The 25,274-nt window shown below is 43.9% G+C and carries 23 protein-coding genes; 14 read left to right on the plus strand and 9 right to left on the minus strand.

Going from position 1 to position 25,274, the window contains the following annotated elements:
• Positions 1–59: 59 nt before the first annotated feature.
• On the plus strand, positions 60–1,256 hold the full coding sequence (locus tag AC6H1S_RS05105; protein ID WP_497565388.1) for a C40 family peptidase: 1,197 nt from the start codon (positions 60–62) through the stop codon (positions 1,254–1,256).
• Positions 1,257–1,258: 2 nt separating this feature from the next.
• Positions 1,259–1,600 carry an arsenate reductase (glutaredoxin) gene (gene arsC, locus AC6H1S_RS05110; RefSeq protein WP_497565389.1) on the plus strand — a complete coding sequence of 114 codons (342 nt, stop codon included), beginning with the start codon at positions 1,259–1,261 and terminating at the stop codon, positions 1,598–1,600.
• Positions 1,601–1,642: 42 nt separating this feature from the next.
• Here the strand turns inward: arsC and AC6H1S_RS05115 are convergent, their stop codons facing one another.
• From AC6H1S_RS05115 to AC6H1S_RS05125, 3 genes are all read right to left on the minus strand, one after another.
• Complete coding sequence (locus AC6H1S_RS05115; RefSeq protein WP_497565390.1) at positions 1,643–2,533, minus strand: DUF6252 domain-containing protein; 891 nt, start codon at positions 2,531–2,533, stop codon at positions 1,643–1,645.
• A 119-nt stretch (positions 2,534–2,652) separates the two neighbouring features.
• Positions 2,653–6,111, minus strand: coding sequence for a T9SS type B sorting domain-containing protein (locus tag AC6H1S_RS05120; RefSeq protein ID WP_497565391.1), 3,459 nt, complete (start codon positions 6,109–6,111; stop codon positions 2,653–2,655).
• Between the two features lie 120 nt (positions 6,112–6,231).
• Positions 6,232–7,872, minus strand: coding sequence for a glycine--tRNA ligase (locus AC6H1S_RS05125; RefSeq protein ID WP_199140810.1), 1,641 nt, complete (start codon positions 7,870–7,872; stop codon positions 6,232–6,234).
• 308 nt (positions 7,873–8,180) lie between these two features.
• Between AC6H1S_RS05125 and AC6H1S_RS05130 the strand changes: the two genes are divergently transcribed.
• The 10 genes from AC6H1S_RS05130 (at position 8,181) to AC6H1S_RS05175 (ending at position 17,476) form a co-directional block, all read left to right on the plus strand.
• Positions 8,181–9,101: a glycerophosphodiester phosphodiesterase family protein gene (locus AC6H1S_RS05130; RefSeq protein ID WP_497565392.1), complete on the plus strand. Its 921-nt coding sequence runs from the start codon at positions 8,181–8,183 to the stop codon at positions 9,099–9,101.
• A gap of 1 nt (position 9,102) precedes the next feature.
• Positions 9,103–9,810, plus strand: a complete 708-nt coding sequence (locus AC6H1S_RS05135) for an ATP-binding cassette domain-containing protein (protein ID WP_199140808.1) — start codon at positions 9,103–9,105, stop codon at positions 9,808–9,810.
• 109 nt (positions 9,811–9,919) lie between these two features.
• Positions 9,920–10,438: a hypothetical protein gene (locus AC6H1S_RS05140; protein WP_497565393.1), complete on the plus strand. Its 519-nt coding sequence runs from the start codon at positions 9,920–9,922 to the stop codon at positions 10,436–10,438.
• 315 nt (positions 10,439–10,753) lie between these two features.
• Positions 10,754–11,263 carry a hypothetical protein gene (locus AC6H1S_RS05145; RefSeq protein ID WP_497565394.1) on the plus strand — a complete coding sequence of 170 codons (510 nt, stop codon included), beginning with the start codon at positions 10,754–10,756 and terminating at the stop codon, positions 11,261–11,263.
• 162 nt (positions 11,264–11,425) lie between these two features.
• A complete protein-coding gene (locus AC6H1S_RS05150) occupies positions 11,426–12,061 on the plus strand; it encodes a porin family protein (RefSeq protein WP_497565395.1) in 636 nt (211 codons plus the stop codon).
• A 318-nt stretch (positions 12,062–12,379) separates the two neighbouring features.
• Positions 12,380–13,108 (plus strand): gliding motility-associated ABC transporter permease subunit GldF, encoded by a 729-nt coding sequence (gene gldF / locus AC6H1S_RS05155; RefSeq protein ID WP_497565396.1) that lies wholly within the window; start codon positions 12,380–12,382, stop codon positions 13,106–13,108.
• Positions 13,102–14,790, plus strand: coding sequence for a gliding motility-associated ABC transporter substrate-binding protein GldG (gene gldG, locus AC6H1S_RS05160; RefSeq protein WP_497565397.1), 1,689 nt, complete (start codon positions 13,102–13,104; stop codon positions 14,788–14,790). Before gldF ends, gldG begins: the two co-directional genes overlap by 7 nt.
• Before the next feature lie 33 nt (positions 14,791–14,823).
• The gene (gene dnaN / locus AC6H1S_RS05165; protein WP_199140802.1) at positions 14,824–15,948 is read left to right on the plus strand and encodes a DNA polymerase III subunit beta; all 1,125 of its coding nucleotides are present in this window, start codon (positions 14,824–14,826) and stop codon (positions 15,946–15,948) included.
• A gap of 93 nt (positions 15,949–16,041) precedes the next feature.
• Positions 16,042–16,737, plus strand: coding sequence for a DUF4397 domain-containing protein (locus AC6H1S_RS05170; protein WP_497565398.1), 696 nt, complete (start codon positions 16,042–16,044; stop codon positions 16,735–16,737).
• A 64-nt stretch (positions 16,738–16,801) separates the two neighbouring features.
• Complete coding sequence (locus AC6H1S_RS05175) at positions 16,802–17,476, plus strand: DedA family protein (RefSeq protein ID WP_199140811.1); 675 nt, start codon at positions 16,802–16,804, stop codon at positions 17,474–17,476.
• On the opposite strand, the gene AC6H1S_RS05180 is transcribed toward AC6H1S_RS05175, so the two are convergent.
• From AC6H1S_RS05180 to AC6H1S_RS05190, 3 genes are read right to left on the minus strand one after another with little or no spacing between them, the layout of a single operon-like run.
• Complete coding sequence (locus AC6H1S_RS05180; RefSeq protein ID WP_497565399.1) at positions 17,473–18,429, minus strand: zinc dependent phospholipase C family protein; 957 nt, start codon at positions 18,427–18,429, stop codon at positions 17,473–17,475. The two genes, AC6H1S_RS05175 and AC6H1S_RS05180, sit on opposite strands and share 4 nt — an antisense overlap.
• A 55-nt stretch (positions 18,430–18,484) precedes the next feature.
• Positions 18,485–19,018 carry an NADPH-dependent FMN reductase gene (locus AC6H1S_RS05185; RefSeq protein ID WP_497565400.1) on the minus strand — a complete coding sequence of 178 codons (534 nt, stop codon included), beginning with the start codon at positions 19,016–19,018 and terminating at the stop codon, positions 18,485–18,487.
• Complete coding sequence (locus tag AC6H1S_RS05190) at positions 19,018–19,470, minus strand: GNAT family N-acetyltransferase (protein ID WP_497565401.1); 453 nt, start codon at positions 19,468–19,470, stop codon at positions 19,018–19,020. The genes AC6H1S_RS05185 and AC6H1S_RS05190 overlap by 1 nt, the downstream gene beginning before the upstream one ends.
• 226 nt (positions 19,471–19,696) lie before the next feature.
• On the opposite strand from AC6H1S_RS05190, the gene AC6H1S_RS05195 reads away from it, so the two are divergent.
• A complete protein-coding gene (locus tag AC6H1S_RS05195; RefSeq protein ID WP_497565402.1) occupies positions 19,697–20,002 on the plus strand; it encodes a hypothetical protein in 306 nt (101 codons plus the stop codon).
• Between the two features lie 61 nt (positions 20,003–20,063).
• On the opposite strand, the gene hscA is transcribed toward AC6H1S_RS05195, so the two are convergent.
• Positions 20,064–21,923, minus strand: coding sequence for a Fe-S protein assembly chaperone HscA (hscA, locus tag AC6H1S_RS05200; protein ID WP_497565403.1), 1,860 nt, complete (start codon positions 21,921–21,923; stop codon positions 20,064–20,066).
• Positions 21,924–22,202: 279 nt separating this feature from the next.
• The gene (locus AC6H1S_RS05205) at positions 22,203–23,444 is read right to left on the minus strand and encodes a glycosyltransferase (RefSeq protein WP_497565404.1); all 1,242 of its coding nucleotides are present in this window, start codon (positions 23,442–23,444) and stop codon (positions 22,203–22,205) included.
• A 107-nt stretch (positions 23,445–23,551) separates the two neighbouring features.
• Here AC6H1S_RS05205 and AC6H1S_RS05210 point away from each other — a divergent pair, with 107 nt between their 5' ends.
• Complete coding sequence (locus AC6H1S_RS05210; protein ID WP_497565405.1) at positions 23,552–24,133, plus strand: MiaE family protein; 582 nt, start codon at positions 23,552–23,554, stop codon at positions 24,131–24,133.
• A gap of 23 nt (positions 24,134–24,156) precedes the next feature.
• Here the strand turns inward: AC6H1S_RS05210 and AC6H1S_RS05215 are convergent, their stop codons facing one another.
• Complete coding sequence (locus AC6H1S_RS05215; RefSeq protein WP_497565406.1) at positions 24,157–25,248, minus strand: DUF3810 domain-containing protein; 1,092 nt, start codon at positions 25,246–25,248, stop codon at positions 24,157–24,159.
• Positions 25,249–25,274: the final 26 nt, after the last annotated feature.

Genomic DNA, 25,274 nt, shown 5'->3' on the forward strand with positions numbered 1-25,274 from the left:
CTTATCATTCGGATTAAAGAATCAAGTTTACGTAACTTAGTTGTTCAATTCACAAGCAGATGAAAAGCTTTTATACAGTACTATTTTTATGCCTGTATGGGACTGTAGCGAGTGCCCAAACAGATACCAGCACCTACAGAGCCAAAGCCGTTGAAATACAAAAACAATATGCGCCCGATAAGCGGGCCATCTATTTCAACCTGCAGCTTAAAGGCGATTCGGCAAAGCTGGAAAGCACTTCAAAAAAAGTATTGGACGAATTTGAACGGGTAAGGCCACAGGCTTCATCGCTCAAGTTCAGTGCGGTACTCTTGCCCGCCAAAGAACTGAACGGTTTCGAATATGGTGTGGCCAACCTTTCGGTTTGCAACAACAGGGCGCATCCGCAAAATGCGGCAGAGCTCCTAACCCAAATGCTTTTGGGCACTCCTGTAAAGGTATTCAAGAAACAGGGAGGTTTCTATTTGGTGCAAACCCCCGATGGCTACTTGTCGTGGGTTGACGGCAGTGCCCTAGGCCTGATGGACAAAGCGCAGTTTGAAGCTTGGCAAAAGACAAGCAAAATTGTTTTTGTGGCCGATTATGGCCATAGCTATAGCCAAGCCGATGTGAGCTCGAAAAGAGTGTCTGATTTGGTAAGTGGTAATATCCTGCAATTGTTAGGGCAGGAGAAGGATTTTTACAAGGTAAGCTATCCCGATGGCCGGATAGCTTACCTGCCACAGGTTCAGGCCAAATTATACAATCAATGGATCAAACGGCCCAATCCAAATGCCGATGCCATTTTGGCAACCGCACAAACTTTGTTGGGCGTGCCTTACTTATGGGGCGGTACCTCTATCAAAGGAGTAGACTGTAGCGGCTTTACCAAAACGGCTTATTTTCTTAATGGGATCGTGATTCCGAGAGATGCTTCACAACAGGCGCTGGTTGGTAATCCGGTTGATGTGCTCGAAAACGATAACATCAGCCTCACCAAATGCCTCAATAACCTACAGCCCGGCGATCTGCTGTTTTTCTCGGCGGCCAAGCGCAGGGGCGTTAACGGTGGCAGGGTTACCCATACGGCTATTTACATGGGCAATGGTCAGTTTATCCAGTCGGCAGGCATGGTTAAAATCAATAGCTTGGTGCCCACCGCGGCCAACTACGATGCACAGAGCAGTACTTTGGTGGGCGCACGCCGCTTGCTTAACGAAATCGGGAAGCCCGAAATTACCAGAATAGACCAACACGATTGGTACGGCAAAAACTAAAGATGATTACCATTTACCATAACAGCAGTTGCAGCAAGAGCAACGCCGCTTTAAAAGCCTTGGCCGAATGTGGAGAGCCTTTCGAAATCATCGAATATTTGAAAGATACGCCGAGTTTAGCCACACTACAGGAGGTTATAGAAAAGCTTGGGTGCAAGCCACACGATCTGATCCGCACCAACGAAGCTGTTTACCTGGAAAAGTATAAGGGCCTCAACCTCAGCGACGAAGAGTGGCTGCAAGCGATGCACGATAACCCGATATTGATCCAAAGGCCAATTATAGTTAATCAAGACAAAGCCGTGGTTGCCCGCTCCGAAGATTCGATCAAAGCCGCGCTCTAAAATTATTTGGCTTCCATAATGCGTTGCGCTTTTATCTCCAAGCTACTGCAATTTCACCTCGAATTTCCCTTCGGTAAGCGTTACTTTGGTATTAAGGCTGCTATCCTCATTTGGCGCCACACATTCGAAAGTCCCTTTGATTACACCATTAATGTAGCTGTTGACCACCACTTTTCCGGTTGCAGATAGGAAAGAGCCTGTTTGACTTTGATCTTGGTTGTAGCCCACCTGAGCCAAGTCATTTAGGGTGTAGGTACCAGGTCCGGTATAATCAAAAATGGCTATAGAGATGGCTTTTGTGCCATTGACGCCAGCAATACTGATGGTTTTGCCCAATGGTGTTTGTACCATACCCGCGGCCGCTACAATAAATGATACTGGAGTGCCATCAACTTTGGTGCTTAGGTTTTTGTCGTTATCGCCAGGTGTCGGAGCGATTGGTGTTTCTAGCGATAGCTCAAACGAGCCTTCGGTTATCTCTTTGGTGGCATTTCCATCGATGTTGAAGCCGCTAAATTCAAAAGTACCTTTAATCGTTTTGGCATTAGCACTGGTAATCTTAACATTGCCTTTCTCGGCTATAAAGTTGTTCGAAAAAGGGTTTTTGAAATCATTGACATAAGATGCCGTGTTTAGCGAACCCAAACTATAATCACCAACGCCGGTATAGTCTTGCAGGGCGATGGTAAAACCATCTGTAGCACCTTTGAAAGCCGAAATCTGGATAGTGGGGTTAGGAGTATTGTAAAGTTGCACGGTAGTTATGTTGCATTCTACCCAAACTCCGTTTACTTTGGCCTTAAAGAAGGCTGAAATTGTTTTCTTTGTGCCACCAGGCCCCGAACCTTCCGGAAAATCGATAGGTTTTTGGCAGGCGCTTAATCCAAGGGTTAATAAGCTTAAGAGTAAGATGATAGAGCGAAAATTTTTCATGTAGTTTTAAATGTACGTTGCGAAAATAAACAAAAAAGCCAATTTGTTATCTTTTCTTCTTTTTTGAGCGGAAAGGCATATTAGCAATAAAAATCTTTCGTCTGAACACTTAGCTAAAATTATAAAACGAGCAGGCTTCCTGAAAGCTGTCGACAGTTCTCTGACAACGAAATCATGTAATAGTAAACACCAGGTGGCAATTTACTTCCCCTATATTTTCCATCGAACTTTAGCGCCGATCCGGTGTATTCAAAGACCTTGGTGCCTAGTCGGTTGAATATTTTTACTTGGGCACGGGGGTATTTATCGAGCCCTGTAATTGACCACAAATCATTTACACCATCGCCATTTGGCGAGAAAGAACTGGGGATTTTAAGTTCTGCACCATTTAATTCTATATTGATTACACCTTTTGCGCTTTCGCAATCCCCTAAAAATTGCGTAACATAGAATGATGAATTGGTAGCTACGTCGATTTGAAATATGCCGTTTTTTTGTTCTGCGATCGGCTGTGTAGATTGTAAGGAAGCATACAGCCTGTAAGTTCCACCGTTTACTGCATTTTTTACGGCTATATTGACTTTAGTGGGCGCACAAATGCTGATAGGATCTACAAGGGGTGTTTCTAAAGACGACGATTGGTTTTGGATAACAACTTGCCATGTTTTTACTTCGCAGTTCAAGGCATCGGTTACCGAAAGCGTGTAGATGCCAGCCGGCAAATGGGAGAGGTTTGGCATGGTCCCGATTTGTTGCTGATCCTGATTTTTCCAATTGTACCGATAAGGGACTTGTCCCCCTGTAACTATAACATTGTCGATAGCGCCTACGCCTTGTCCACAAAGATCTGAACTGATATTGATGGCGCCCTCATTAATGGTTAGTGGTGCTATTCTGTTGATCGTAATCGATTTGTACAGCGCTTCGCAACCATTTTCGTCTTTTAAATAGAGTTTATATAGGCCTGCAGCCAAATTGTTTATGGTAGTAGTTGTTCCAACCGTTTGATTGGTTTCGTTTACCCATTTCATTGAAGCAGGCACTATTCCTGAACCTAAGTTTATTGCTAATGAGCCGTTGTTTAGATTGCAACTGGCATTAACTACAGTAATGTTGTAATCGGGGAATACCCGGGGTTGCGATTCGGAAATTGTATAATATTTACTTTCTTTAGAACAGCCTAATTCGTTTGAAGCCACTAGCTTGTATTCGCCAGGCTTGATGTTTTCCAATTCCCTGCTAGACGAAACTTGATTGCCTGCTTTGTCGAACCATGTATAGCTTGTTGCTCCCGAAACCAGAATGCCCTTTACATAGCCTGTAGCCAAGCTGCAAGCGGAAGCTTTAAAAACCGCTTGCGATTCATCCAAAACAATGGCTCCATCTTCAGCAATATCATAAGGACCTAGTATTAATGGAGGGCATGCGCTTTCATCCTTTATTGCGAGCCGATAAGAACCTGCTCCGATGTTTTCCAAAGCTAAGCTTGTTGCCACAACGGCGTTTGTACGATCTGTCCATTGATAAGTTAAATTGCCTGTGCCAGTGGCCAAAATTCCTTTAATGCTTCCAGTATTTGCGATACAGGTAGTATTGGAGCGGGTCATGTTGCTCAGATCGGCGTTAGGGCCAGAAACATTGTTGATAACATAAGGACCAAAGTCTTTCTCGCAATCAGTAAGGCCAACAAGATGTAGGGTATAGCTTCCCGCCGGTACATTTTTCAATTCTCTATCTTTGCCTACTATCTTGCCATTGGCATCTAGCCAGCTAAAATCTTTATAGTAATTAGGGAAAAGGTTCAAAATAGACCCTAAATTGCCACAAGAGGGGTGTATAATATTTGGAGTGGCAGTAAAAGCCAAAGCAGGTCTTTGGTCTTCAACGATAACCCATTCAGAATAAACAACACACCCAAACTGATGGGCTTTAATCCTGTATTTTCCTGCAGGGATGTTGACCAGGTCGAGAGAGGTGCCTACTACTTGGCCAGCTTCGTTTACCCATTCTATGCTTTTTGCATTTACGGTAAATGCGCCTTCTACCTTTCCATTCGGATAGTCGCAGGTCTGATGTGTTATTTTAAATGTTTTGCCAAAAGCATTGAGCATGTAAATTCGCGGGTCTGAAAACTCCGATGTCATCTGGTTGATGGTTGCAGAGGCAAGTATGGAATAGCCAGTTTCTACAGCGCCTGTGTACTTCCAATTTCCTGAAGGGTCTGTGATAACAGTGGCAAAATATCTTTTAGGCTGACAGTTTGTGCACTCCGGGTCTGAATAAAACAATTCAATTCTAGCTCCAGGTTTTGATCGGCCACTAACGGTATTGGGGGTTACATCGTCTAAAAAGACCTCTAAAGCCTTATCAAATGGACCTGTATTGGCATAAAGAAAAGGAATACTTGGGTTGCACAGAAACGAATTGTGGGAAAGTTCTATGGTATTTGAATTTTGTGACCATACTGCGCCTGGATATAGTTTTAGAAAAGGAAGATCGTCATTTGCATTAGTAAAAACATTGCCTTCTTGGGTCGTTGTTCCTCCAACCATTACACGTCCATTGATGGCGTTTAGGCTTAGCAACTGTGCTTGGACCGGTAGCTTTTTGGTAAGATCTCTAGATGTGCCAAAGAAATTCCTTGAAATTAGGATGTCGGCATTATCAAATCCTGCCAGCGTTAGTGCAGAGCCGAAAACATTATCCGTGATTGATAACTTGCTGCTTGCCGGATGGTTTATATTTTGTGGAAGACCAAATGTGGTATAAATGCTGTTTTTTGCCACGGTAACATTCGGACGCTCTTCGTTTTTGTTGGCTGTAAAAATATTGTTCTTTACTGTAATATTGATGTTTTGTGCTAAGGCTTCCGAGTAGGCGGCCGGAAAGAGTTCGAATATTCCATAGATCAGGTTTCCTTCCCTAGGAGTTTCCCCTCCAACGTTTACTTCTATACCTCGGTATATGTGGCTTGAAGTACCAAAAACAGTGGCTATGCCCACTCCATCTTCCTGTATGCCATAAAAATTGTTGGTTAGGGTTAAACTCTGTATGGAACCTTTATCGGTTGGGTGATCAAAATTGGTGGTTATGCCTGCGGCATTGTAAAATACATTTCCCTTGCCAACGGCGCCGATGATTGCTTTTTTTGTGTTTTTAGTAAAATATAGGCCTCTTGGGCCGGTTACAGTACCTATAAAAGTGGTGAAGAAGTTCTTGACAACCATTCCGTACATTTCAAAAACATTGACCTGTGAAACCTTTAAAACCGACTGGTCATTAAAAAACTGATAGGCGAAACCGCTCCCATCCAATATAATTTTTGCACCATTTATAGAAACATCGATGCCGGGTTGCGTAGAACCATCAATAACAAGGTCTGTTGTAATGGAAGGGAGGTCTGTTAAAAGTTTAATCGTACGTTCGGCAACGGTATTGCCAGGAATGTTGAAATAGATGTAATCGATTTCGCTATTTCCGTTGGCCGCTGCCTTTGTTAAAGCCTCCCTAAAAGAATTTGGTCCGCTATCGTTGTTATTTAGAACCGTAAAGATTGCTGCACGGGATTTGCTTCCCATTAAAACCACAAGTAAAATAAGTAGAACTATTTTTTTCGGCATTCAAATAAGTCGGAAATAAAACATCCAAGAGGATTTAGCTCTTGGATGAATATACAATGTTAACCTGAAATAAAATAATTAAGTTAATAAGGTTCTCCAGCTTACCTTGCTGTCTATCGTAAAATGAAGATCCTTGATTTCGATGCGTTGCTGTTCCATCGTGTCGCGATGGCGGATGGTTACGGTATTGTCTTCCAGGGTTTGGTGATCAACCGTGATGCAGAAAGGCGTTCCGATGGCATCCTGTCTGCGGTAACGCTTGCCAATGGCATCTTTCTCTTCGTAGATGCAGTTGAAGTCCAATTTCAGGCTATCCATAATTTCACGGGCTTTTTCAGGCAGTCCGTCTTTTTTGGTCAACGGGAAAATGGCGGCCTTAATAGGGGCGAGGGCAGGGTGCAAACGCAGCAAAGTGCGGCTGTCTTGCTTTTCGGCAGTGCTCAGGTCTTCTTCTTCAAGTGCATTGATCATAGTCAACAAGAACATGCGGTCTAAGCCAATAGAAGTTTCGATCACATAAGGCACATAGTTGCCATAAGGCTTGCCGTTTTCGTCGAGGTCGCTATCAAAATACTGCATTTTCTTGCCAGAATATTCCTGGTGTTGCGACAAGTCGAAATCGGTGCGACTGTGGATGCCTTCTACTTCTTTAAATCCGAATGGGAATTCAAATTCGATATCGGTGGCCGCATTGGCATAGTGCGCCAATTTAACATGGTCGTGGTAGCGGTATTTTTCTGGAGCGGTACCCAAGGCCTTGTGCCATTTCAAGCGGGCCTCTTTCCAATATTCAAACCATTTTTTGTCTTCGCCGGGGCGTACAAAGAACTGCATTTCCATTTGTTCGAACTCGCGCATGCGCATGATGAACTGGCGGGCAATAACCTCGTTTCTGAAAGCCTTCCCAATTTGCGCAATGCCAAAAGGAATTTTCATCCTGCCGGTTTTTTGTACGTTCAGAAAGTTGACGAATATACCCTGTGCGGTTTCCGGTCGAAGGTAAACTTCTTCGCTGCCATCGGCCATGGCACCAAATTGGGTGCTGAACATCAGGTTAAACTGACGTACGTCTGTCCAGTTGGAAGTTTTGGAAATAGGGCAGATTACCTTATAATCAACAATCAGGTCTTTTAGCTGCGACAGGTTTTCGGCCTTCAGGGCCAGGTTCATTTCTACCTCAAGCGCCAGGCCTTTTTTAACAAACCTCCAGCTTGGTTCTTCAACAAAGGGATATTGTGAACTGTTTAAAGCTTCGGTTTCATTTTTGAAGCCGTTGATCCAAGCCGCTTGTTCTTCATCGCTCATGGCCAGAATGCTTTGCTGAAATCCTTCGAATTGGGCTTGATTGGCTTCGCTGAAATTGGCTAATTCCGAATACAGTTCGTCAATTTTGTTCTCCAACAACTGGTCGGCACGGTAGCGTTTTTTCGAATCCTTATTGTCGATCATCGGGTCGTTAAAGCCGTCAACGTGGCCACTGGCTTTCCAAACTTTGGGATGCATGAAAATTGCCGAATCGATGCCTACAATGTTTTCGTGCATTTGCACCATGGCTTTCCACCAATAGGTTTTGATGTTGTTTTTAAGTTCGGCACCCAATTGGCCGTAGTCGTAAACAGCACTTAGTCCGTCGTATATTTCGCTACTTTGGAATACAAAACCGTATTCTTTAGCGTGGGAGATTACATTTTTAAATTGTTCGTCGTTTGATTTAGCCATAATGCGACAAAGATAATAAAAAACAGTTTTCGGTTATGGGAAAGTATCAAGTATCGGTTTACAGTTGGCGGTTGGCAGTTTGTAGTTTGCGGTTCGGCATCAGTTTTAAAACCAATGAACTAATGACCAATGACTAATGAACCAATGACTAATGATTAATGAACCAATCGCACAGATGTTACAAGTCATTCATCACAATTTAATATGCTATCATCAGACAATTAAAACATTTCGTTTACTTTTGGGCATGGAATAGGCGCGGCTTTTAAACACGAAATCACGGTTGTTTCAGCAATAAAAATATCAAGATGAAAAAAATATACCTAGCTCTAGGGGCAGTGTTCGTGATTTGCTTGTCGTTTGTAGCGCCTGCCAAACATTTTTACCTTTCGTTTCGCAATGCGGATGAATTGAGGAACTTCCTGAACCGCAAAACAGACGGCTATCCCTTAATCAGCGCGCACCGTGGCGGGCCAATGGACGGATTTCCCGAAAATGCCATCGAAACTTTTGAAAATGCCACAACTTATCAGCCTGTAATTATCGAGTTTGACGTAGCCCTGAGCAAAGATTCGGCATTGGTTATCATGCACGACGATAAATTGGACAGGACCAGCACCGGCACTGGACTAATTGGCAACTATACCTATGCCGAATTGCAAAAATTTAGGCTCAAAGACGATAACGGCAAAGAAACCAGCTTTAAGATCCCCACTTTAGACCAAGTACTAACCTGGGGCAAGCATAAGGTTTTGTTTACCATTGATTTGAAAAAAGGTGTTCCTTATGCCAAGATTATTGCTTCGGTACGTAAAACCAAATCAGAAAGCAACTCGATTATCATTACCTACAATGCCAATCAGGCCGCCGAAGTGCACCGCTTGGCGCCTGACTTGATGATTTCGGCATCGGCCAGAAGCATTGCTGATATTGAGCGTTTAAACCAGATGGGCGTGCCAAACCATAGGATTGTAGCTTTTGTTGGTACGTCGGCTCCCGATAAGGCGGTGTACGAATATTTGCACAGCAAAGGAATTACTTGTATTTTGGGTACCATGGGCAACTTAGACAAGAGCGCCATAGCCAATCCCAACCAAAAGGTTTATGAAAAATTGGTTGCTAACGGTGCCGATATTTTGTCGAGCGACGAATTGGCATTGGCAGGAAAGCAATTGGATAATTATAGGGCCGAGAAAAAATTGAAATTTGCAAACTTAACCATCAAATAAATTGAGCATCAGCGTAAAGGCTTTAACCAAATACTTTGGACAGCAGAAAGCGGTTGATGGCATTAGCTTTGAAGCGAAGCCGGGACAGATATTAGGCTTTTTGGGCCCGAATGGAGCAGGTAAATCTACGACCATGAAGATGCTGACCGGGTATCTGAGCCCAAGTGCCGGCGAAGCCGAAGTTTGTGGCCAAAACGTGGTAACCGCTCCCTTGCAGGTAAAGAGCCTCATTGGCTACCTGCCCGAAAATACGCCATTGTACAATGAAATGTATGTGCGCGAGTTCTTGGGCTTTGTAGGCCAGTTGTACCGTGTACACAACCTCGACCAAAGAATTCGCGAAGTGATTGCCATGGTGGGGCTGGGTTCCGAGCAACACAAAAAAATAGGCGAGCTCTCCAAAGGCTATAAGCAAAGGGTAGGTTTGGCCCAGGCTATTATCCACAATCCGCAGGTACTTATCCTAGACGAGCCTACTTCGGGCTTAGATCCTAACCAATTGGCCGATATTAGGAAACTGATTAGGGATTTGGGCAAAAATAAGACTGTCATTTTGTCTACGCATATCATGCAGGAGGTAGAAGCGCTCTGCGACGAAGTAATCATTATCAGCAAAGGACAAATTGTCGCAAATGCCACGATGGCCGACTTAAAGAGCCAGAATGCTGGCGAATCGCTTGAAGAAATTTTTAGAAAATTAACCAGCTGAAATTCATTTTATTAGCTTTTTTGTTCAGATAATTTTGAATGTTTTGTAACTATTGGCTGAATTGTTGCGTCTGAGTAGGCAATAAATAAACAATTTAATTTCACAACACATGAAAAAATTATTATTATCATTAGCATTGGTAGCCGGGTTAGGCCTTGCAGCATCAGCTCAAACTGAAGGTGCGGTAAGTAAATTAAGCGTAGGTGCAGAGTTTGCACTTCCAGTGGGCGATTTGTCAACTGGTTATAGCTTAGGTTATGGTGGTTCATTGCAATATGAGCACCCAGTAGCTAAATCATTCAACTTAACAGGTTCTGCAGGTTACATTTCAATGTCTCCAAAAAAAGAATGGAAAGATTTAGGCTTTAAAAACCAAGGTACTATCCCAGTTAAAGTTGGCGGTAAATATTATTTTGGTGGCAACTTCTACGGTGCTGCCGAGCTAGGTGCTGCTTTCAGTACTGAAACTGGTGGTTCAACTGCATTTGCTTATTCGCCAGGTCTTGGTGCATCTTTCTCAGTAGCCGATAAATCTAGCTTAGATTTTGGTGTACGTTACGAAGGATGGTCTAACAATGGTACTGCATCATTCGTTGGTCTACGTTTAGCTTATGCTTTCGGTTTGTAAGAACTGAACGCAACTGATATTGAAAAAGCCTCCCAAATTTGGGAGGCTTTTTTGTTAAAAAGCGTAAAACAGGTTAAAAAGCGTTAAAAAATGGCTACGGATAGGTGAAGATTAAAAAATTAGGAGAACTTAGCAGGCAGTTAGTCCAACGGATGTTCATTCCGGACTATAACTTTCTCAAAATCTATAGCAATGAAGGGCTTCCCGTAAGGAAGCTCTTTTTTTAGAGATTAAATTTGAGCGAAAATGTAAACTAATGGTCTAGTTATTATAGCTTTGCCAGAAATCAGATTAACCCATAAACAAAACAAACAGATGAAGAAAACATTCTTATTGGCGCTATTGGCCCTTGCAGGCTATACAACGCAGGCTCAAACCCAAGGTGCGGTTCAGAAATTGGGCATAGGTGCCGAAGTCGTATTACCGGTAAGCCAAGGCTCGTCGGGCGTATTAGGCATAGGTGCTTCGCTAAAATATGAGCATCCTATTGCAACTGCATTAAATTTTACGCTATCGGCAGGTTATGTTAACCTGTTTAGCACAGAAAGGGGAGCAAGTGAAAGCCTTAACCTTATTCCGCTTAAAGCTGGTGCCAAGTATTATTTTGGCAAGGGTTTTTACGGGGCAACCGAATTGGGAGCATCTATTCTTTCGGGAGATGGAAGTAGTGTTACTGCTTTCACTTTCGCCCCTGGCCTGGGCGTGTCCCTTGCCTCTAAAAGCAAAAACAATGTAGACATAGGGCTTCGCTACGAAAACCTATCTGCCAATGGCGGAAGCTTGTCTTTGTTGGGCTTGCGTATAGGCTATAATTTTGGACTTTAGAAACAAAGCCGTTTCTTGGTCAAGAGCCTGCAGAGGCTAAATAAAAGGCTTTTCATTTGGAAAGCCTTTTTGATGCGTTAAATTTTGGCTAAAAATTGAACTAATTGACTAGTTATTATAACTTTGCTGAAAATCAGATAAAACCATAAACAAAACAAACAGATGAAGAAAACATTTCTTTTGTTGACGATGGCAGCAACGTTAGCCTTTACGGCATCTGCCCAAAACGCTCCGGTTAAATTTGGCATCAAGGCCGGCGTGGCTTTCCCTAATATGGTGGTTTCGGCCATGGGTGCTTCGGTTAGCCTCGACTCTAAAACCTCTTATTATGTAGGTGGTACCGTTGATATTCCGGTTTCGCCCATGTTCTCGGTACAACCTGGATTAACCTTGAGTAACAAGGGAACCAAGGTAACCGGCGCTATCGATATTGAAGACGGCAACGAAATGGTTACTGGAACCCTGAACTTTACCTATATCGAAATTCCGGTTAATGCCGTAGTGAGATTCAACGCCGGCAATGCAGGCAAGGTATTTTTGGGTTTTGGTCCATATTACGCCATCGCCGTTGATGCCAACGCCAAGGCTGGTGGTGCAAAAGAAGACATTGAACTGGGAACAGATTTCAAGCGTGGCGATTTCGGCCTTAACTTTATGGCTGGATTCGAACTTAAAAATGGGCTTAACTTTCATGCCGGCTATGGCTTGGGCTTGAGCAATATTTTGGGCAGCGATGCATCAGATATCGTAAAATTCAAGAACAGGGTTTTTACGATTGGCGCAGGCTTTACTTTCTAAGCTGAAACCAAAGCGATAATGAAAAACTCTCCTCCCGCAGGGGAGTTTTTTTTGTTGGCGGGCGCAATGGTTGGCACTGGAAGATGTATTGCATTGGCTGGAATGAGATTTACAATCAGGCAGTTTTCAGTTCGCAGCTTGAACAAAGCACCAATCCTATAAAAGGTAGCCATCAAGCAAAAAGGCCAAGGCTCAAAGCAGGGCACATCACCACCTGAGGATGCAGCAATCCACCTCACTAATCAGCCAATGAACCAATTAACCCATGCATGAAAATTGCCGAATATTCTCTAACTTCGGCCGTATTAATTCCGATGCATGTACGCAGTTTTTAAACGAGAACTCTTCAGTTTTTTAAATTCGCTAATGGCCTATATTACCATTGGTGTTTTTTTGTTGGCCTGTGCGCTGCTCCTCTGGTTTTTTCCGGATACCTCCATTCTGGATTACGGCTATGCCGAACTGGGCAGCTTTTTTGGCTTAGTGCCCTTCTTATTCATGTTTCTGGTGCCGGCCATCACCATGCGTTCGTTTGCCGAAGAACGCAAGGAAGGCACTTACGTGCTTTTGGCTACTAGCCCGCTAACCGATTTGCAGCTCATTGCCGCCAAATACCTGGCTTGTGTGGTATTGTTGCTCTTCGCCTTAATTCCAACATCGGTTTATTATTACAGTATTTATCAATTGGGACTCCCCAAAGGCAATATCGATAGCGGTGCAGTTATCGGCTCTTATTTGGGGCTGTTTTTACTGGGCAGTGCCTTTACGGCCATCGGGATTTTTGCTTCTTCCATCACCAAAAATCAGGTTATTGCTTTTGCGGTGGCTGTATTCCTTTGCTTTTTTAGCTTTAGTGGCTTCGATTCGGCCAGCAAATTGTTCGAATTTCAGTTTTTGGAAGGCTTGCTGGTTAATCTGGGCATCAACGAACACTATCAATCCATCAGCAGGGGAGTACTCGACACGCGCGACCTCGTTTATTTCATCAGCTTTGTGACCTTGTTTTTGGGTCTGAGCAAATTGGCGATAGGAGGCCGAAAATGGTAAAAAAGAACAATAAATATGTTGGCATAATTGTTTTTGTGCTCGCATTGACGCTGCTCAATGTGCTGGCCCAGCGGTTTTATACACGTTTCGATTTTACCAAGGAAAAGCGTTATACCCTGACCCAAAAAACCAAGGACAACCTGGCCAAAACCGATCACGATATCGTCATTACCGTTTTTTTGGATGGCGAAATTCCGGCTGCTTTTAAAAGGCTGCGCAATGCGACCAAAGATTTGCTGAACGATTACAAGGCCTATTCGAAAGCCAATATCAAGATCGTGTTCGAAGACCCGCTTAAAGGGCTGCCTGCCAATGAACAAGATACCGTGATCAATAGCTTAGCGCGTATTGGCATTAAGCCGATGGCGGTAAATATTAAAAACGATGCCGGATTGACCCAAAAAATCATCTTTCCGATGGCATTGGTAGAATACAACGGCAAGCAAACCCCCATCAATCTCTTGCAGAAAACGGGCGGTGCAGCCAGCGACTATGAAGAAAACATCACCAGTTCTATACAAAACCTCGAATATCAGTTTACTTCGGCCATTAAGCGTTTAAGGAGCGGTTCCAATCCAAGGATCGGTTTTACCGAAGGCCATGGCGAGCCTTCCAATCTTTACCTTTACGATGCCATTACTTCGCTTTCGCAGCAGCATTATGTAGGCCGGGTAGATCTTAAGCTTATTACCAAAGAAGGATTGGATAGCTTGAAGGTGCTGATTATAGCCAAACCGCAAACCCCATTGAGCGAAATGGAAAAGTACAAAATCAACTATTTTGTAATGAAGGGCGGCCGTTTGGTATGGGCTATTGACCAGGTTGGGGCAGAGCTCGACAGTTTGCAGCACCGTGGACAGGAAATGACCTTTAACAGGCAATTGAACATAGACGATATGCTGTTCGAATACGGCGCGAGGATCAATTACAACCTGATTGCCGATGTCAATTGCGCTTCTATTCCTATTGCCACAGGCGCCCCTGGCCAACAGGCGCAGATAGATTTGGCACCTTGGGTATTTTATCCGGTGCTGCTGCCCGATACCTCGAGTAGCCTGACTAAAAACATTGACGGTATACGCGGCCAGTTTGCCAGTACTGTTGATACCATTGGCGTGCCCAACGTAAACAAAAGAGTGGTTTTGTACACTTCGCCTTACAATAAGGTATTCGAAACGCCAAGGATGCTTTCTTTGCAAATGCTTAACGAACAGCCTAAACAGGAAGAGTACACCAGTTCGCCCAAAGCGGTAGGCGTATTGCTGGAAGGTCAATTCAAATCGGTGTTTTTAAACAGGCCTATACCTGCAGGCATTACCGAAAACTACAACGTACCTGCCCAAAGTGTGCCTACTAAAATGATGGTCATTGGCGACGGCGACGTATTCGAGAACCAGGTAAGCCGCAACGATGGTTCGCCCTTTCCGTTGGGATTTGATCGCTATACGCAACAGAACTATGGCAACAAGGCCTTGCTGCTCAATATAGCCGATTATTTTACCGATGACGATAACCTTATCGCCCTGCGCAACAAGGAAATCAAGGTAAGGTTGCTGGATAAAGCCAGGCTGCGCACCGAAAAAACAAAATGGCAGCTGATCAATGCGGTTGCCCCGATTTTATTGTTGATATGTTTTGCAATTTTTCAACATTATTACCGTAAACATAAGTATGCGAAGTAATTTTTATATTTTTGAGAATAGACAAAATAAACTATGAGATTTATAGTATCCACTTCTACGTTATTAAAACATTTACAAACAGTTAATGGTGCCTCAAGCAGCAGTACTGTTTTGCCTATATTAGAAAACTTCTTGTTCGAGATCAAGGATGGCAGCCTCACTATTTCGGCTACCGACCTGCAAACCAGCATGACGACCTCTTTGGCTGTCGAATCAAAAGAAGAAGGTAAAGTAGCCGTTCCGTCGAGAATTTTATTAGATACTTTAAAGACTTTGCCAGATCAGCCCATCTCTTTCAACATCGACGATAATTCGTTTGCGATTGAGATCAGTGCAGGAGATGGAAAATATAAACTGAGTGGCGAAAACGGCGACGATTTTCCGAAAATCCCGGTCGTAGAGAATGCCTCTTCGGTAAACCTGCCGGCATCGGTTTTAACCGAAGCCATTACCAAAACCATTTTCGCGGTAAGCAACGATGAGCTTCGTCCGGCAATGACTGGCGTATACTGCCAGCTTTCGCCTCAGCACATTACCTTTGTAGCTACCGATGCCCATAAATTAGTACGTTACCGCCGCATGGATAGCAAAGCTGATAAAGCTTCGTCATTTATCCTGCCTAAAAAAGCATTAACCCTGCTCAAGGCCGCCTTGCCAAGCACCGATGTTAATGTATCGGTTGATTACAATGCCACCAGTGCTTTCTTCAAGTTCGAAAACATCAATTTGGTTTGTCGCTTAATCGACGAGCGCTATCCAGATTACGAAGCGGTAATTCCGGCAAACAACCCGAACAAACTGGTTATTGACAGGGCATTGTTCCTGAACACTTTGCGCAGGGTAGTTATTTTTGCCAATAAAACCACCCATCAGGTTCGTTTAAAGATCAGTGGCAGCGAATTGAATATCTCTTCTGAGGATTTGGATTTTGCCAATGAAGCACACGAGCGTTTAAGCTGTCAATATGAAGGCGAAGATTTGGAAATCGGTTTCAATGCCCGTTTCCTGATCGAGATGTTGAGCAATTTAAGCGGCGAGGAAGTAACTTTAGAACTTTCTACCCCGAACCGTGCAGGTTTGCTTATCCCACAAACCAACGATGAGAACGAAGACGTACTGATGTTGGTAATGCCAGTGATGCTGAACAACAGCTATTAAGCGCAAATAGTTCAAAATTAATACAATCATAAATAATGGCTTGGTTTTTGACCGAGCCATTGTTGTATTATACCCATCCTAACCAAACTCTTGATGAAAACGATCTCTACTCACGTAAATAGGACCTCATTTTATTTGAGCCTGCTTTTTTTTGCTACAGTTTTGTGTCTGTTTTCTTGTAAAAAGGACGATGTGCCTGGTACAAACGAGGTAAAGGGAGATGCCAAGGTGAAAATGATCAATGCCGCTAACAAATCGGGGCAGGTTGATTTTTATCTAGACGATATCAAAATAAATATGGCCGCACTTGATGCCGGACAGGTAAGCGATTATGTAAAGGTGCAATCGGGCGTTAAAAATACCTATGTGGCTATTGATGGGGTAGCAGATACACCCACATCGTTTAATTTTGTGCCCACCTTGTCTTACACCTCATTTTATGTAGAAGACAAAACAGGCAATGGTGAAGTGCTCACTTTTGAAGATAATTTGGGCGCCACAGAAGCGGGAAAAGCGAAGATACGCATCATCAACCTGGGCGCCTTTTTTACCAATGCCCTGAATGTAAACCTGGCCGGAGGCGTTTTGTTGGTTAATTCATTGCCATTTAAGGGAGCGTCGGGCTATTTTTCTATAGAACCAAATGTTAACCTTAACATTTCGGTTTTGGGCAGCAGTGCAAATAAAACCATTGCAGGATCTGAATTTGAGGCCGGTAAAATCTATACCATCTGGATTAACGGCACTTCAAATGCCACCTTAAAAATCAATAAGGTAATTTATAACTAATAATTTCTAAAAGATACGCGGTTATCAAAAGCAGATGCCTATTTTTGGGCAAAAATCAGATATTTTGGAACTACTGCAACAACTCTTGGATTTTATTCTGCACATTGATAAGCACCTTGCCGACATTGTAAACGAATACCATACTTTAACCTACCTCATCCTTTTCCTTATTATTTTTGCCGAAACAGGCTTTGTAGTAACACCTTTTTTGCCTGGCGACTCGCTGCTTTTTGCAACAGGCGCACTCATTGCAGGAGGTAAAACCGACTTGAATATCTGGCTGATGCTAGTGATCCTGATTGTGGCAGCCATTTTGGGCAACACGCTCAACTATAAACTCGGCAGCGTACTCGGTGCAGGCGTATTTAAAGAGAAGAACAAAATCCTTAAACTCAAATATTACCATCAATCGCACGAGTTTTTTGAAAAACATGGTGGAAAGGCTATTATTTTCAGTCGCTTTTTGCCGATTTTCAGGACTATAGCGCCATTTGTGGCTGGTATTGCCAAAATGCCTTTTGGCCGGTTTACGACTTTCAATATTGTAGGCGGCGTGTCGTGGATTTTCAGCTTGTTGTTCGCGGGCTATTTGTTGGGGCAAATTCCATGGTTTAAGGCAAACTTCGATATTGTAGTTGTACTCATTGCGGTAGTTACTTTCTTCCCGGCCATTTACGCTGCGGTAAGGAGCAGGTTTAAATCTAAAGCTGCCGAAGAGACCGTGGCGAGCGAAGATTAATATTCGCGACCAATAATCCGGCCTTCTTTGTATTTTTTCACTTCGAGTTCTGCAGCGCGTTTTTCTTCGGGGCTTGGCTCGGTTTTAACCAGGTTTTTAAGTATTGGCTGACCGGCATCAACCCATGCCGAATACCAGAAAGAACCTACTGCTAAAATGGCTGCGCGCATTTGTTTTTCTACCATGCCCTGCATGCGGTCTTGGTAGGCTTTGGCATAGGCAGAAGCGTACTGTTTAACGATAGTGCCGTTGTGCTCACTAAAGCTGTATTTCTGGTCTGAAGGAAATTCGGCATGCAGCTCGGCTTCGATCTTCAGCACGGTATCTACCAGCAGGTGACTGTGCTTTACTATGGCCCAGGCACTTTTTAAGGGATCATTGATGTAATGGGCCTTTCCTGTTATCAGTTTGTAGTTTTGGGCAAACAGCTCCGGAATCCTGCTTTCCCAAAAAGCATGCAGGCCCACTTGGTTGGTTAACTGTCCGTTATGGTTGGCTGTAGTATGCAACGGCACGTGGGCATCGGCAATGTAATGGCCTAAATCGGCCGAGTATTTTAATATTTTTATCGAATCGCGTAGTTGGAAGGCTTTAATCAAACCGTAGTAGCTTCGCTGGATCTGCCAAGGAACAATGCCGTTTTCGTTAAGTTTCTGTTGCCCATACTTGGCCAGCGCATCCTTGAATTTCTCCGGAATGCTGTCGATGTGCGTTTCGTAGTTTTCTACATCGAGGTAATGCCTTGGCGCTTCAAGCGTATCGATATACCTGCGCCTGTCTGGTCCAACGGCCTGTTCGGTAAGGTATTGGTGGGCGTTTTTGTAAAAGCCCAGCATTTCGGGTGGCAAAGTAAATAGGGCCAGTTGATTAATGCGCCGATGGGCAAAAAATCCCCACGAAGTACATAATAGCAATGGGATGATTAACGCGAGCGTAAACGTTAATCTTTTCATACTTGAATATACAAAATACTTTCGAATTTTTTAAAACCTAGAAAGCACGGCATAGCTAATCAAGCAATGCTCCAAAAGCCAGTTCAAATGCTTTGAGCTGTTTAATGGTAGGTTCGTCAACGAGGTTGCCGTTTGCGTCGAATTTTCCCTTGATGCCTGGTATCAAAAGGGTAGTGGCCTCGGTAAACCTGGCTTCTACCGTGCTCATCACCAGTTGCAGTTCTTCGTGCGCTTTCAGTCCAGAGGCTGATGCGGTAATCAATCCGGTAGGTTTTTGTGAGAGCAAAGTTGTTGATACACACCATTCGATGGCATTTTTTAATGAGCCCGGCAGGCTAAAAACATATTCCGGCGTACAGATGAGCAAAGCATCGGCTTGCTCAATCAGCTTTCTAAAGGCAACGACTTCTAGGGGAGGGCTTTCGGTGTCAAGATCCGGATTAAAATGTGGCAGGTTGCCTATGCTTTCAAAAATATGTACATCGAACTCATGTTCGCTTTGCCTGGCAAAAGTTTTAACGAGGTTGAGGTTGGAAGAGTTGGCCCTGGTGCTGCCGATGATGGCCAATACGTTTTTACGCTTATCCATTACCTCAAAATCTTTTCAAAACAAACACTGTTGTCAACGCCGATATACTGTCCGTAGTTGGGGATAATTTGGTAGCCGTTTTTCTGGTAAAGTGCAACGGCTTCCTTTTGGCGTTTGCCGGTTTCGAGCACGCATTTTTCGTAGCCCAATGATTTGGCCCAATCTTCAAGTGCCTTAACGATAGTAGTTGCAATGCCTTCGCCACGGTTTTCGGGTTTCACATATAGCCGCTTTACTTCCATGGCTTCTACCGAAAAGGCTTTGATGGCTCCACAGCCTACGGGCAGGCCGGAGCGGTAAACCACGATAACATGTTTAATGTTGTCGGTTTTATTGTACTGGGCATAAAAAGCATGTTCGCTGCCATCTTTTTCGGCTAAATCAGCATCGAGTAGCTTAACGAGTTGCTGAAAATCGGGATTTTCGGAAGTGGTTTGAATGCAGGTTGTCATTGGTGTAAAATTATCCTTTGTTGAGTTAAATAAATATAGGAATGTATCTTATGCTTTAAAGAAAACAATTGATACTTATAGAATGCAAAAATGTTCGATTTTTTATCATGTGAAGGAAAAACAACTGGTTTCGATTAACTTAGGTAAAGCAGAAAACAGCTAATCAATCTTTCCCTTAACCAAACTTTTTCGTCTGCTTTTTCAAATGCAAAACAGCAGTCAAACGATGATGAGAAAACTGAAACAGATGAGTATGCCAAGTTTATGTTTATTGGCTGGCCTGGCTTTGGTGGTTACCCAGAGTGCCTTTTCTTTAAGTAAAGTGAGGGCCGAGTACAAATATATCAACACCGGTGTGCATTACATTAAGGTTGATGATGCTGATGTAAGCGGCTGTTCGTGGTTGAGCAGTCCGTATTATTGTGCGGTAGAAACCAATACCGATATGGGTGCCAGTTTTTCTTTCAGCCAGTTGGGCTCGAGTGGCGCTACCCCGATACCGGGAGCTTCGCTTTCGGTTTACGAACAGTAACAAATAACAAAAAAGGGAAAGCAACGTAGTTGCTTTCCCTTTTCAATTGGCCAAGTCAATGCTATTCGTCTATTTTCTTGCCTTTCATGGCTTGTCCAACCGCCATGTCCATCAATCGCTCGGCAAAAGGTCGGGTAAATTCGTTCAGTTCGTCGGCTTTTTTCAGGATCAGGTCTTTTTCGCCTTTGGCTAATGCTTCTTTGAGCGCGTTGATATGGGTGTTTGTGCTGCTGATTTCTGCCTCGCTTAAGATTTGCGAATTTTTGCCAATAAATCGTTCTGCGGTATAAACCAATTGTTCGCCTTCGCTTTTGGCTTCAATCAGCATACGCTGTTCTACGTCGCTTTTGGCGTGTTCAATGCTGTCGATCAGCATTTTTTCTACTGTATCATCGGTTAAGCCATAGCTTGGTTTGATTTCGATTTCCTGTTTTACGCCCGAACGCAGTTCGATGGCCTGTATGGTTAAAATACCATCGGCGTTCAGCAAAAAGTTGATGTCTACCTTTGGAAGTCCTGCGGGCATAGCCGGAATGCCTTTCAAATCGAATTCTGCCAGTTTGCGGTTCTCTTTTACCAAATCGCGTTCGCCTTGGTAAACTGAAATCTTCATGTTCACCTGTCCATCAATAGAGGTGGTGTACTGACGACCGGCCTTGGTAGGCACTTTGCTGTTGCGGGCAATGATTACGTCCATTAAGCCACCCATGGTTTCGATGCCCAGCGATAGTGGCGTAACATCCAACAATAGAATGTCTGAACGATTTCCGGCCAAAATATCGGCCTGAATGGCTGCCCCAAGGGCTACTACTTCATCGGGATTGATTTGGTCGTGCGGTTGGCGGTTGAAGAAATGGCTGACTGCCTGTTTGACAAATGGTGTACGGGTTGAGCCTCCTACCAAAACCACTTCGTCTATTTCGCTTGCTTTTAAATGGGCATCGTTTAAGGCTTGCTTGCAGCAATTGATGGTTTCGGCTACTTTGCTTTCGATCAACTGTTCAAAAGTCTGCTTGTCTAAAGTGCACCAAATGTCGCCCAGCTTTTCGTTGTAAAGGTTTTGCGTGGACAATGCTTTTTTGGCCGCTTCGGCCTGCAGACGCAGGGTTTGCATCAGCACATGGTCTTGCGCAAGTGTTTTAAGGTCTAAGTTGTTTTTTGCTATCCAATAATCGAGGATGGCTCGGTCAAAATCGTCGCCACCCAAAAACGTATTGCCATTGGTGGCAAGTACTTCGAAAATTCCGTTTTGGATTTGAAGAATTGACACGTCGAAAGTGCCGCCACCCAAATCGTATACGGCAATGGTTTTTTGTTGGGTAGGGTCTAGGCCCAGTCCATAAGCCAAGCTGGCCGCGGTTGGTTCGTTTACAATGCGCAATACGTCTAGTCCGGCCAGTTTGCCCGCGTCACGCGTAGCTTGTCGCTGGCTATCGTTAAAGTAGGCCGGAACGGTAATTACAGCCCTGTTGACCGGAGTTTTGAGGGCATGTTCGGCCCTTGCTTTCAGTTCTTTTAAAATTTCGGCCGAAAGTTCGATAGGGGTATAAAATTTATTGCCGGCTTTGATTTTTACCAAGGCATCGGTGTCGTCGTCGATAATTTTGTAGCTAAAAATATCCTGATGGCTGGCTACGTCTTTATAGGAACGACCCAATAGGCGCTTCACCGAAAAAATGGTATTGGCAGGATCGGTGGTTAAAAAAGCCTTGGCTTCGTTGCCCACTTCGGCGTCGCCTTGTTCGTTAAAATGCACTACCGATGGTACCAGAACGCCTTTGCCGGTATCGTTGATAACCTGTGGTTGCTTGTCTGGATTGATGAAGGCAACCAAGCTGTTGGTGGTGCCTAAATCGATGCCTACAATAATTTCTTCCTGTTGCAGAGAACCTGTTGCCAGATTGATGGATATTTTTGCCATGGCGCAAATTTACGGAGTTTCTAGCTTAGTATTGTTGTCATGTTGTAAAGTTGAGGCGGGATTGGGGGATTGTTGTGTAGGGTTGCCGAATTGAGGTTGAAAAGTTGGGGTGCTTTCAGCTTTGGACTTTAAACTTTTAGACTTTCAACCTTTAACTTCTACTTCCTTTCTTTTAAGCCACCCCGCCCTGCGGGCACCCCTCCACAGAGGGGAATAAAATGTTATGCTTTAAATTTCCAGCTTTCAACTTTAGACTTTAGACTTTCAACTTTTAACCTTTCAACTTCTCTTCCCTTTTTCCTCAATCCAAAGCGACATGTATTTGGTGCTTTGTGCGGTATGGTAATGCAACAGCTGGCCAAAAAAGTTTTGCTGACGATGTTCGGTTAAGTTGGCCAGTAGCCCATGTAGCTGTTTGATCAAGGCCTGGCCAAATAATGTTTTTGAATAGCGCTGGTTGATGATACCGATGCCGTTTTGTTGGCTATTTTCCCAGAGTTCCTTGTTTTGATAAAGATGGGTCGCTTTTGCAGCAAACTGTGTAGGGTTGTCTTCAATAAAGCCGTTCCAGTTCATCTCGCCTTTAATGGCTTCGGCGCCTATGGTGGTGGTTACACTTGGTGTGCCGCTCTGCATGGCATCAATCAGTTTGCCTTTTACACCTGCGCCAAACTGTAAGGGCGCTAATAAGATTTTATAGTTGGAAATGGTTTCCCTTGCATTTTTTGCCCTGCCCTTGATGTAGAAGTTTTCTTTTGGTTGGTGCAGCTGCAGTACTTTTTGCGAGGGATACGCACCGTAAATATGCAAATTTGCTTGTGGAAGCGCCTTTCGTAGCAAGGGCCAGATAGTAGTTTTAAGCACCTGAACGGCATTCCAGTTGGGCTCGTGCAGGAAATTGCCTATAAATACAAAGTCGTTGCGCTCCTCAAAACCTCGCCAATGCGCAATTTTGTCTTCGCTGAGTTCTTCTTCCAAAAAAGGAAGGTAATAGATCAACGAAGGGTGGATGTGGAACTGTTGCCTGAGCAGCTGTTGCTCTGCTTCGGAAATGAGCAGTGAAAGGTCGCAGCGAAGTATGGAGGCGATTTCTCTTTTGGCATGATCCGAAAACAAGTCGCTATTTGCAAACTGGCGACCTTTTTTTGAAGTTTCCTGGCGGGCTATCCTTAAAAAATGGAGGTCTTCAGTGTCTAAAATCAAAAGCGCATCGGGGCATTGCTGCTTTACCCGCCAGCCATATTGTTCTTCGGTCATGAAACGGTCGAACATTACCAGGGTAGGATTTAAGGCGCTTACAAAAGAATCGAAGCCCGAATCGTTTAGCTTGATTTCCTGTTCGGTTACGCCGATGCTTGGCAAATCGAAACTAAATTCACTTTTAGTAGCGGCAGAAGCGAAAGTGATTTGGAAACCTTGATCCAAAAATAAATTGATCAGCTGGAGCATGCGCGTACCCGCCGCCGACGAAGTGGGTTCTGGCCATACCAATCCGATAATCAATAGTTTTTGGTTTTTCATGGTTGAAATTTCTGTAAAAGTAAAGTAACCCTTTCGAAGTTTCAAATTGCGCAAACTTCGCAAGTGTATCTTTTTTCCTAATTTTGCCCAGAATTACCTGTTACACCATGCTAGGATTAAAATTATTGACAGACCCACGTTGGGCAAACATTGCAGAATCGAATTTGGAAGAGATTTTAACCGACCATGCCTGGTGCGAACAGAAAGCCGCTACCAATGCCATTACGCTGATTGCCAACAATTCGGAGCATCAGGAGCTGGTTGATGCGCTAACGGCTATTGCCATTGAAGAGATGCAGCATTTTCAGCAGGTCGTAGAAATTATCAAGCAGCGTGGCTATACCTTGGGTCGCGAGCGCAAAGACGACTATGTGGGCAAATTACTCAAATTCAGCAAAAAAGATGGAAGCCGCAACATGGCTTTTATAGACAGGCTCTTGTTTGCCGCTATGATCGAAGCACGTAGCTGCGAACGCTTCAGGGTGCTTTCGCAAAATATTAAAGACGAAGAATTGGCCAAGTTTTACCACGATTTGATGGTTTCGGAAGCTGGTCACTATACTACGTTCCTTAATTTTGCACGCCAATACAGTACCGATGTAGATGTGGATAAAAGATGGAAGGAATGGCTTGCCTTTGAAGGAGAGCTTATCCAAAGCTTTGGCAACAAAGAGGCTATTCACGGGTAGTTTTTAGTTTGTTGACGATGAATCTAGTTGGTTGGTTGGTTGGTGTCGTTTGTCAACTGTTTTTTATGGGTGTTCCATAGCCAAATCACAATGTTCTGATAGCTTTTGATGCCGCGTTGCTGGTTGTTCAGTTTGAGGAACTTGTCAAAGGCAACGCCCATGTAGTTTGACATTTGGCCGTTGTATTTGCGCCAAAATTCATTTTCAGCTTTAAAATTGGCTATGATTCTAGGGTCTATTTTATTGCGCAAGGCTAGATAATCTTCCGGCGATTTAAACCTCAACTCAAAAAGCAGGTACCTCAGCATATTGTAATATACTGCATATTGCAGGTCTACATCGTTGCTGTGGCTTCCAACCAGGTAAGCTACCAAGTTGGCTTCATCTTCGCGTGCTACGCCCAACTGATGCGAAATTTCATGGCAGGTTACGAATGGCAATACCCAAGCCGGCAATTTGGTGTTGATGTTGGCTTCGCCCGAAAGCGGATTGTAATAGCCCTCAATGCCAATTTTACAAATGATCCAACTGTTGAGCACTGGTTTTACCGAAGGAGAAGGATAGCTGAAGAAAGCATTTTTCTGGGCCAGTTGCCCATAAGCCTGCACGGCTTGTTCTTGCAGTTGTTTAATAGCCCTGGGCTTGTTTTCTGCAATTTGCTGCAGGGTGTTCAAGCGATCTATAAAATAATTGGTTAGCAAGACCAGTTCCTTGACGGTATATTTTTCGTCGCTGATGTTCAGTTGTTTGCTAATGCTTGGCCTTGCATAATTGAGGCCCCAAAGCAGCTTAAAACTAATGTACAGGATCAAGATCAGGTTAAGCAGCCGTAAAGGAGTGCCCATAATGAGTACGCGCCGATTTGCTTTTGGCCTTAGTTTTTTGAAGAAAAGAAAGAGTTTGGTGAGCCCGAAAATAATCAAAATCCCATAAAGGATATCGCCCAAGGCAAAGGGAAACCAAGAAGAAATCCACCGCAAAGCGGTAGAAACGACCGGGTAAAAGCCTTTTGAATAGTATTGCAGCACAACATACGGAAACAGGCCGATGATGAAAATCATGCCCGATACAGCAAGCAGTATAAATGTGGTAAGGCGAAGCTGTTTTGAAACCATTTCTTGTGCTGATTTGAGGTATATTG

This window comes from Pedobacter sp. TM02, assembly GCF_059705275.1.

Coding starts and splice junctions, on each gene's coding strand:
- dnaN (WP_199140802.1), top strand. CDS start 14,824: ATGAGATTTATAGTATCCACTTCTACGTTATTAAAACATTTACAAACA.
- AC6H1S_RS05195 (WP_497565402.1), top strand. CDS start 19,697: ATGATGAGAAAACTGAAACAGATGAGTATGCCAAGTTTATGTTTATTG.
- gldF (WP_497565396.1), top strand. CDS start 12,380: ATGTACGCAGTTTTTAAACGAGAACTCTTCAGTTTTTTAAATTCGCTA.
- AC6H1S_RS05215 (WP_497565406.1), bottom strand. CDS start 25,248: ATGGTTTCAAAACAGCTTCGCCTTACCACATTTATACTGCTTGCTGTA.
- AC6H1S_RS05120 (WP_497565391.1), bottom strand. CDS start 6,111: ATGGGAAGCAAATCCCGTGCAGCAATCTTTACGGTTCTAAATAACAAC.
- AC6H1S_RS05190 (WP_497565401.1), bottom strand. CDS start 19,470: ATGACAACCTGCATTCAAACCACTTCCGAAAATCCCGATTTTCAGCAA.
- arsC (WP_497565389.1), top strand. CDS start 1,259: ATGATTACCATTTACCATAACAGCAGTTGCAGCAAGAGCAACGCCGCT.
- AC6H1S_RS05185 (WP_497565400.1), bottom strand. CDS start 19,018: ATGGATAAGCGTAAAAACGTATTGGCCATCATCGGCAGCACCAGGGCC.
- AC6H1S_RS05130 (WP_497565392.1), top strand. CDS start 8,181: ATGAAAAAAATATACCTAGCTCTAGGGGCAGTGTTCGTGATTTGCTTG.
- AC6H1S_RS05115 (WP_497565390.1), bottom strand. CDS start 2,533: ATGAAAAATTTTCGCTCTATCATCTTACTCTTAAGCTTATTAACCCTT.
- AC6H1S_RS05105 (WP_497565388.1), top strand. CDS start 60: ATGAAAAGCTTTTATACAGTACTATTTTTATGCCTGTATGGGACTGTA.
- AC6H1S_RS05170 (WP_497565398.1), top strand. CDS start 16,042: ATGAAAACGATCTCTACTCACGTAAATAGGACCTCATTTTATTTGAGC.
- AC6H1S_RS05150 (WP_497565395.1), top strand. CDS start 11,426: ATGAAGAAAACATTTCTTTTGTTGACGATGGCAGCAACGTTAGCCTTT.
- AC6H1S_RS05140 (WP_497565393.1), top strand. CDS start 9,920: ATGAAAAAATTATTATTATCATTAGCATTGGTAGCCGGGTTAGGCCTT.
- AC6H1S_RS05210 (WP_497565405.1), top strand. CDS start 23,552: ATGCTAGGATTAAAATTATTGACAGACCCACGTTGGGCAAACATTGCA.
- gldG (WP_497565397.1), top strand. CDS start 13,102: ATGGTAAAAAAGAACAATAAATATGTTGGCATAATTGTTTTTGTGCTC.
- AC6H1S_RS05180 (WP_497565399.1), bottom strand. CDS start 18,429: ATGAAAAGATTAACGTTTACGCTCGCGTTAATCATCCCATTGCTATTA.
- AC6H1S_RS05205 (WP_497565404.1), bottom strand. CDS start 23,444: ATGAAAAACCAAAAACTATTGATTATCGGATTGGTATGGCCAGAACCC.
- AC6H1S_RS05125 (WP_199140810.1), bottom strand. CDS start 7,872: ATGGCTAAATCAAACGACGAACAATTTAAAAATGTAATCTCCCACGCT.
- AC6H1S_RS05145 (WP_497565394.1), top strand. CDS start 10,754: ATGAAGAAAACATTCTTATTGGCGCTATTGGCCCTTGCAGGCTATACA.
- hscA (WP_497565403.1), bottom strand. CDS start 21,923: ATGGCAAAAATATCCATCAATCTGGCAACAGGTTCTCTGCAACAGGAA.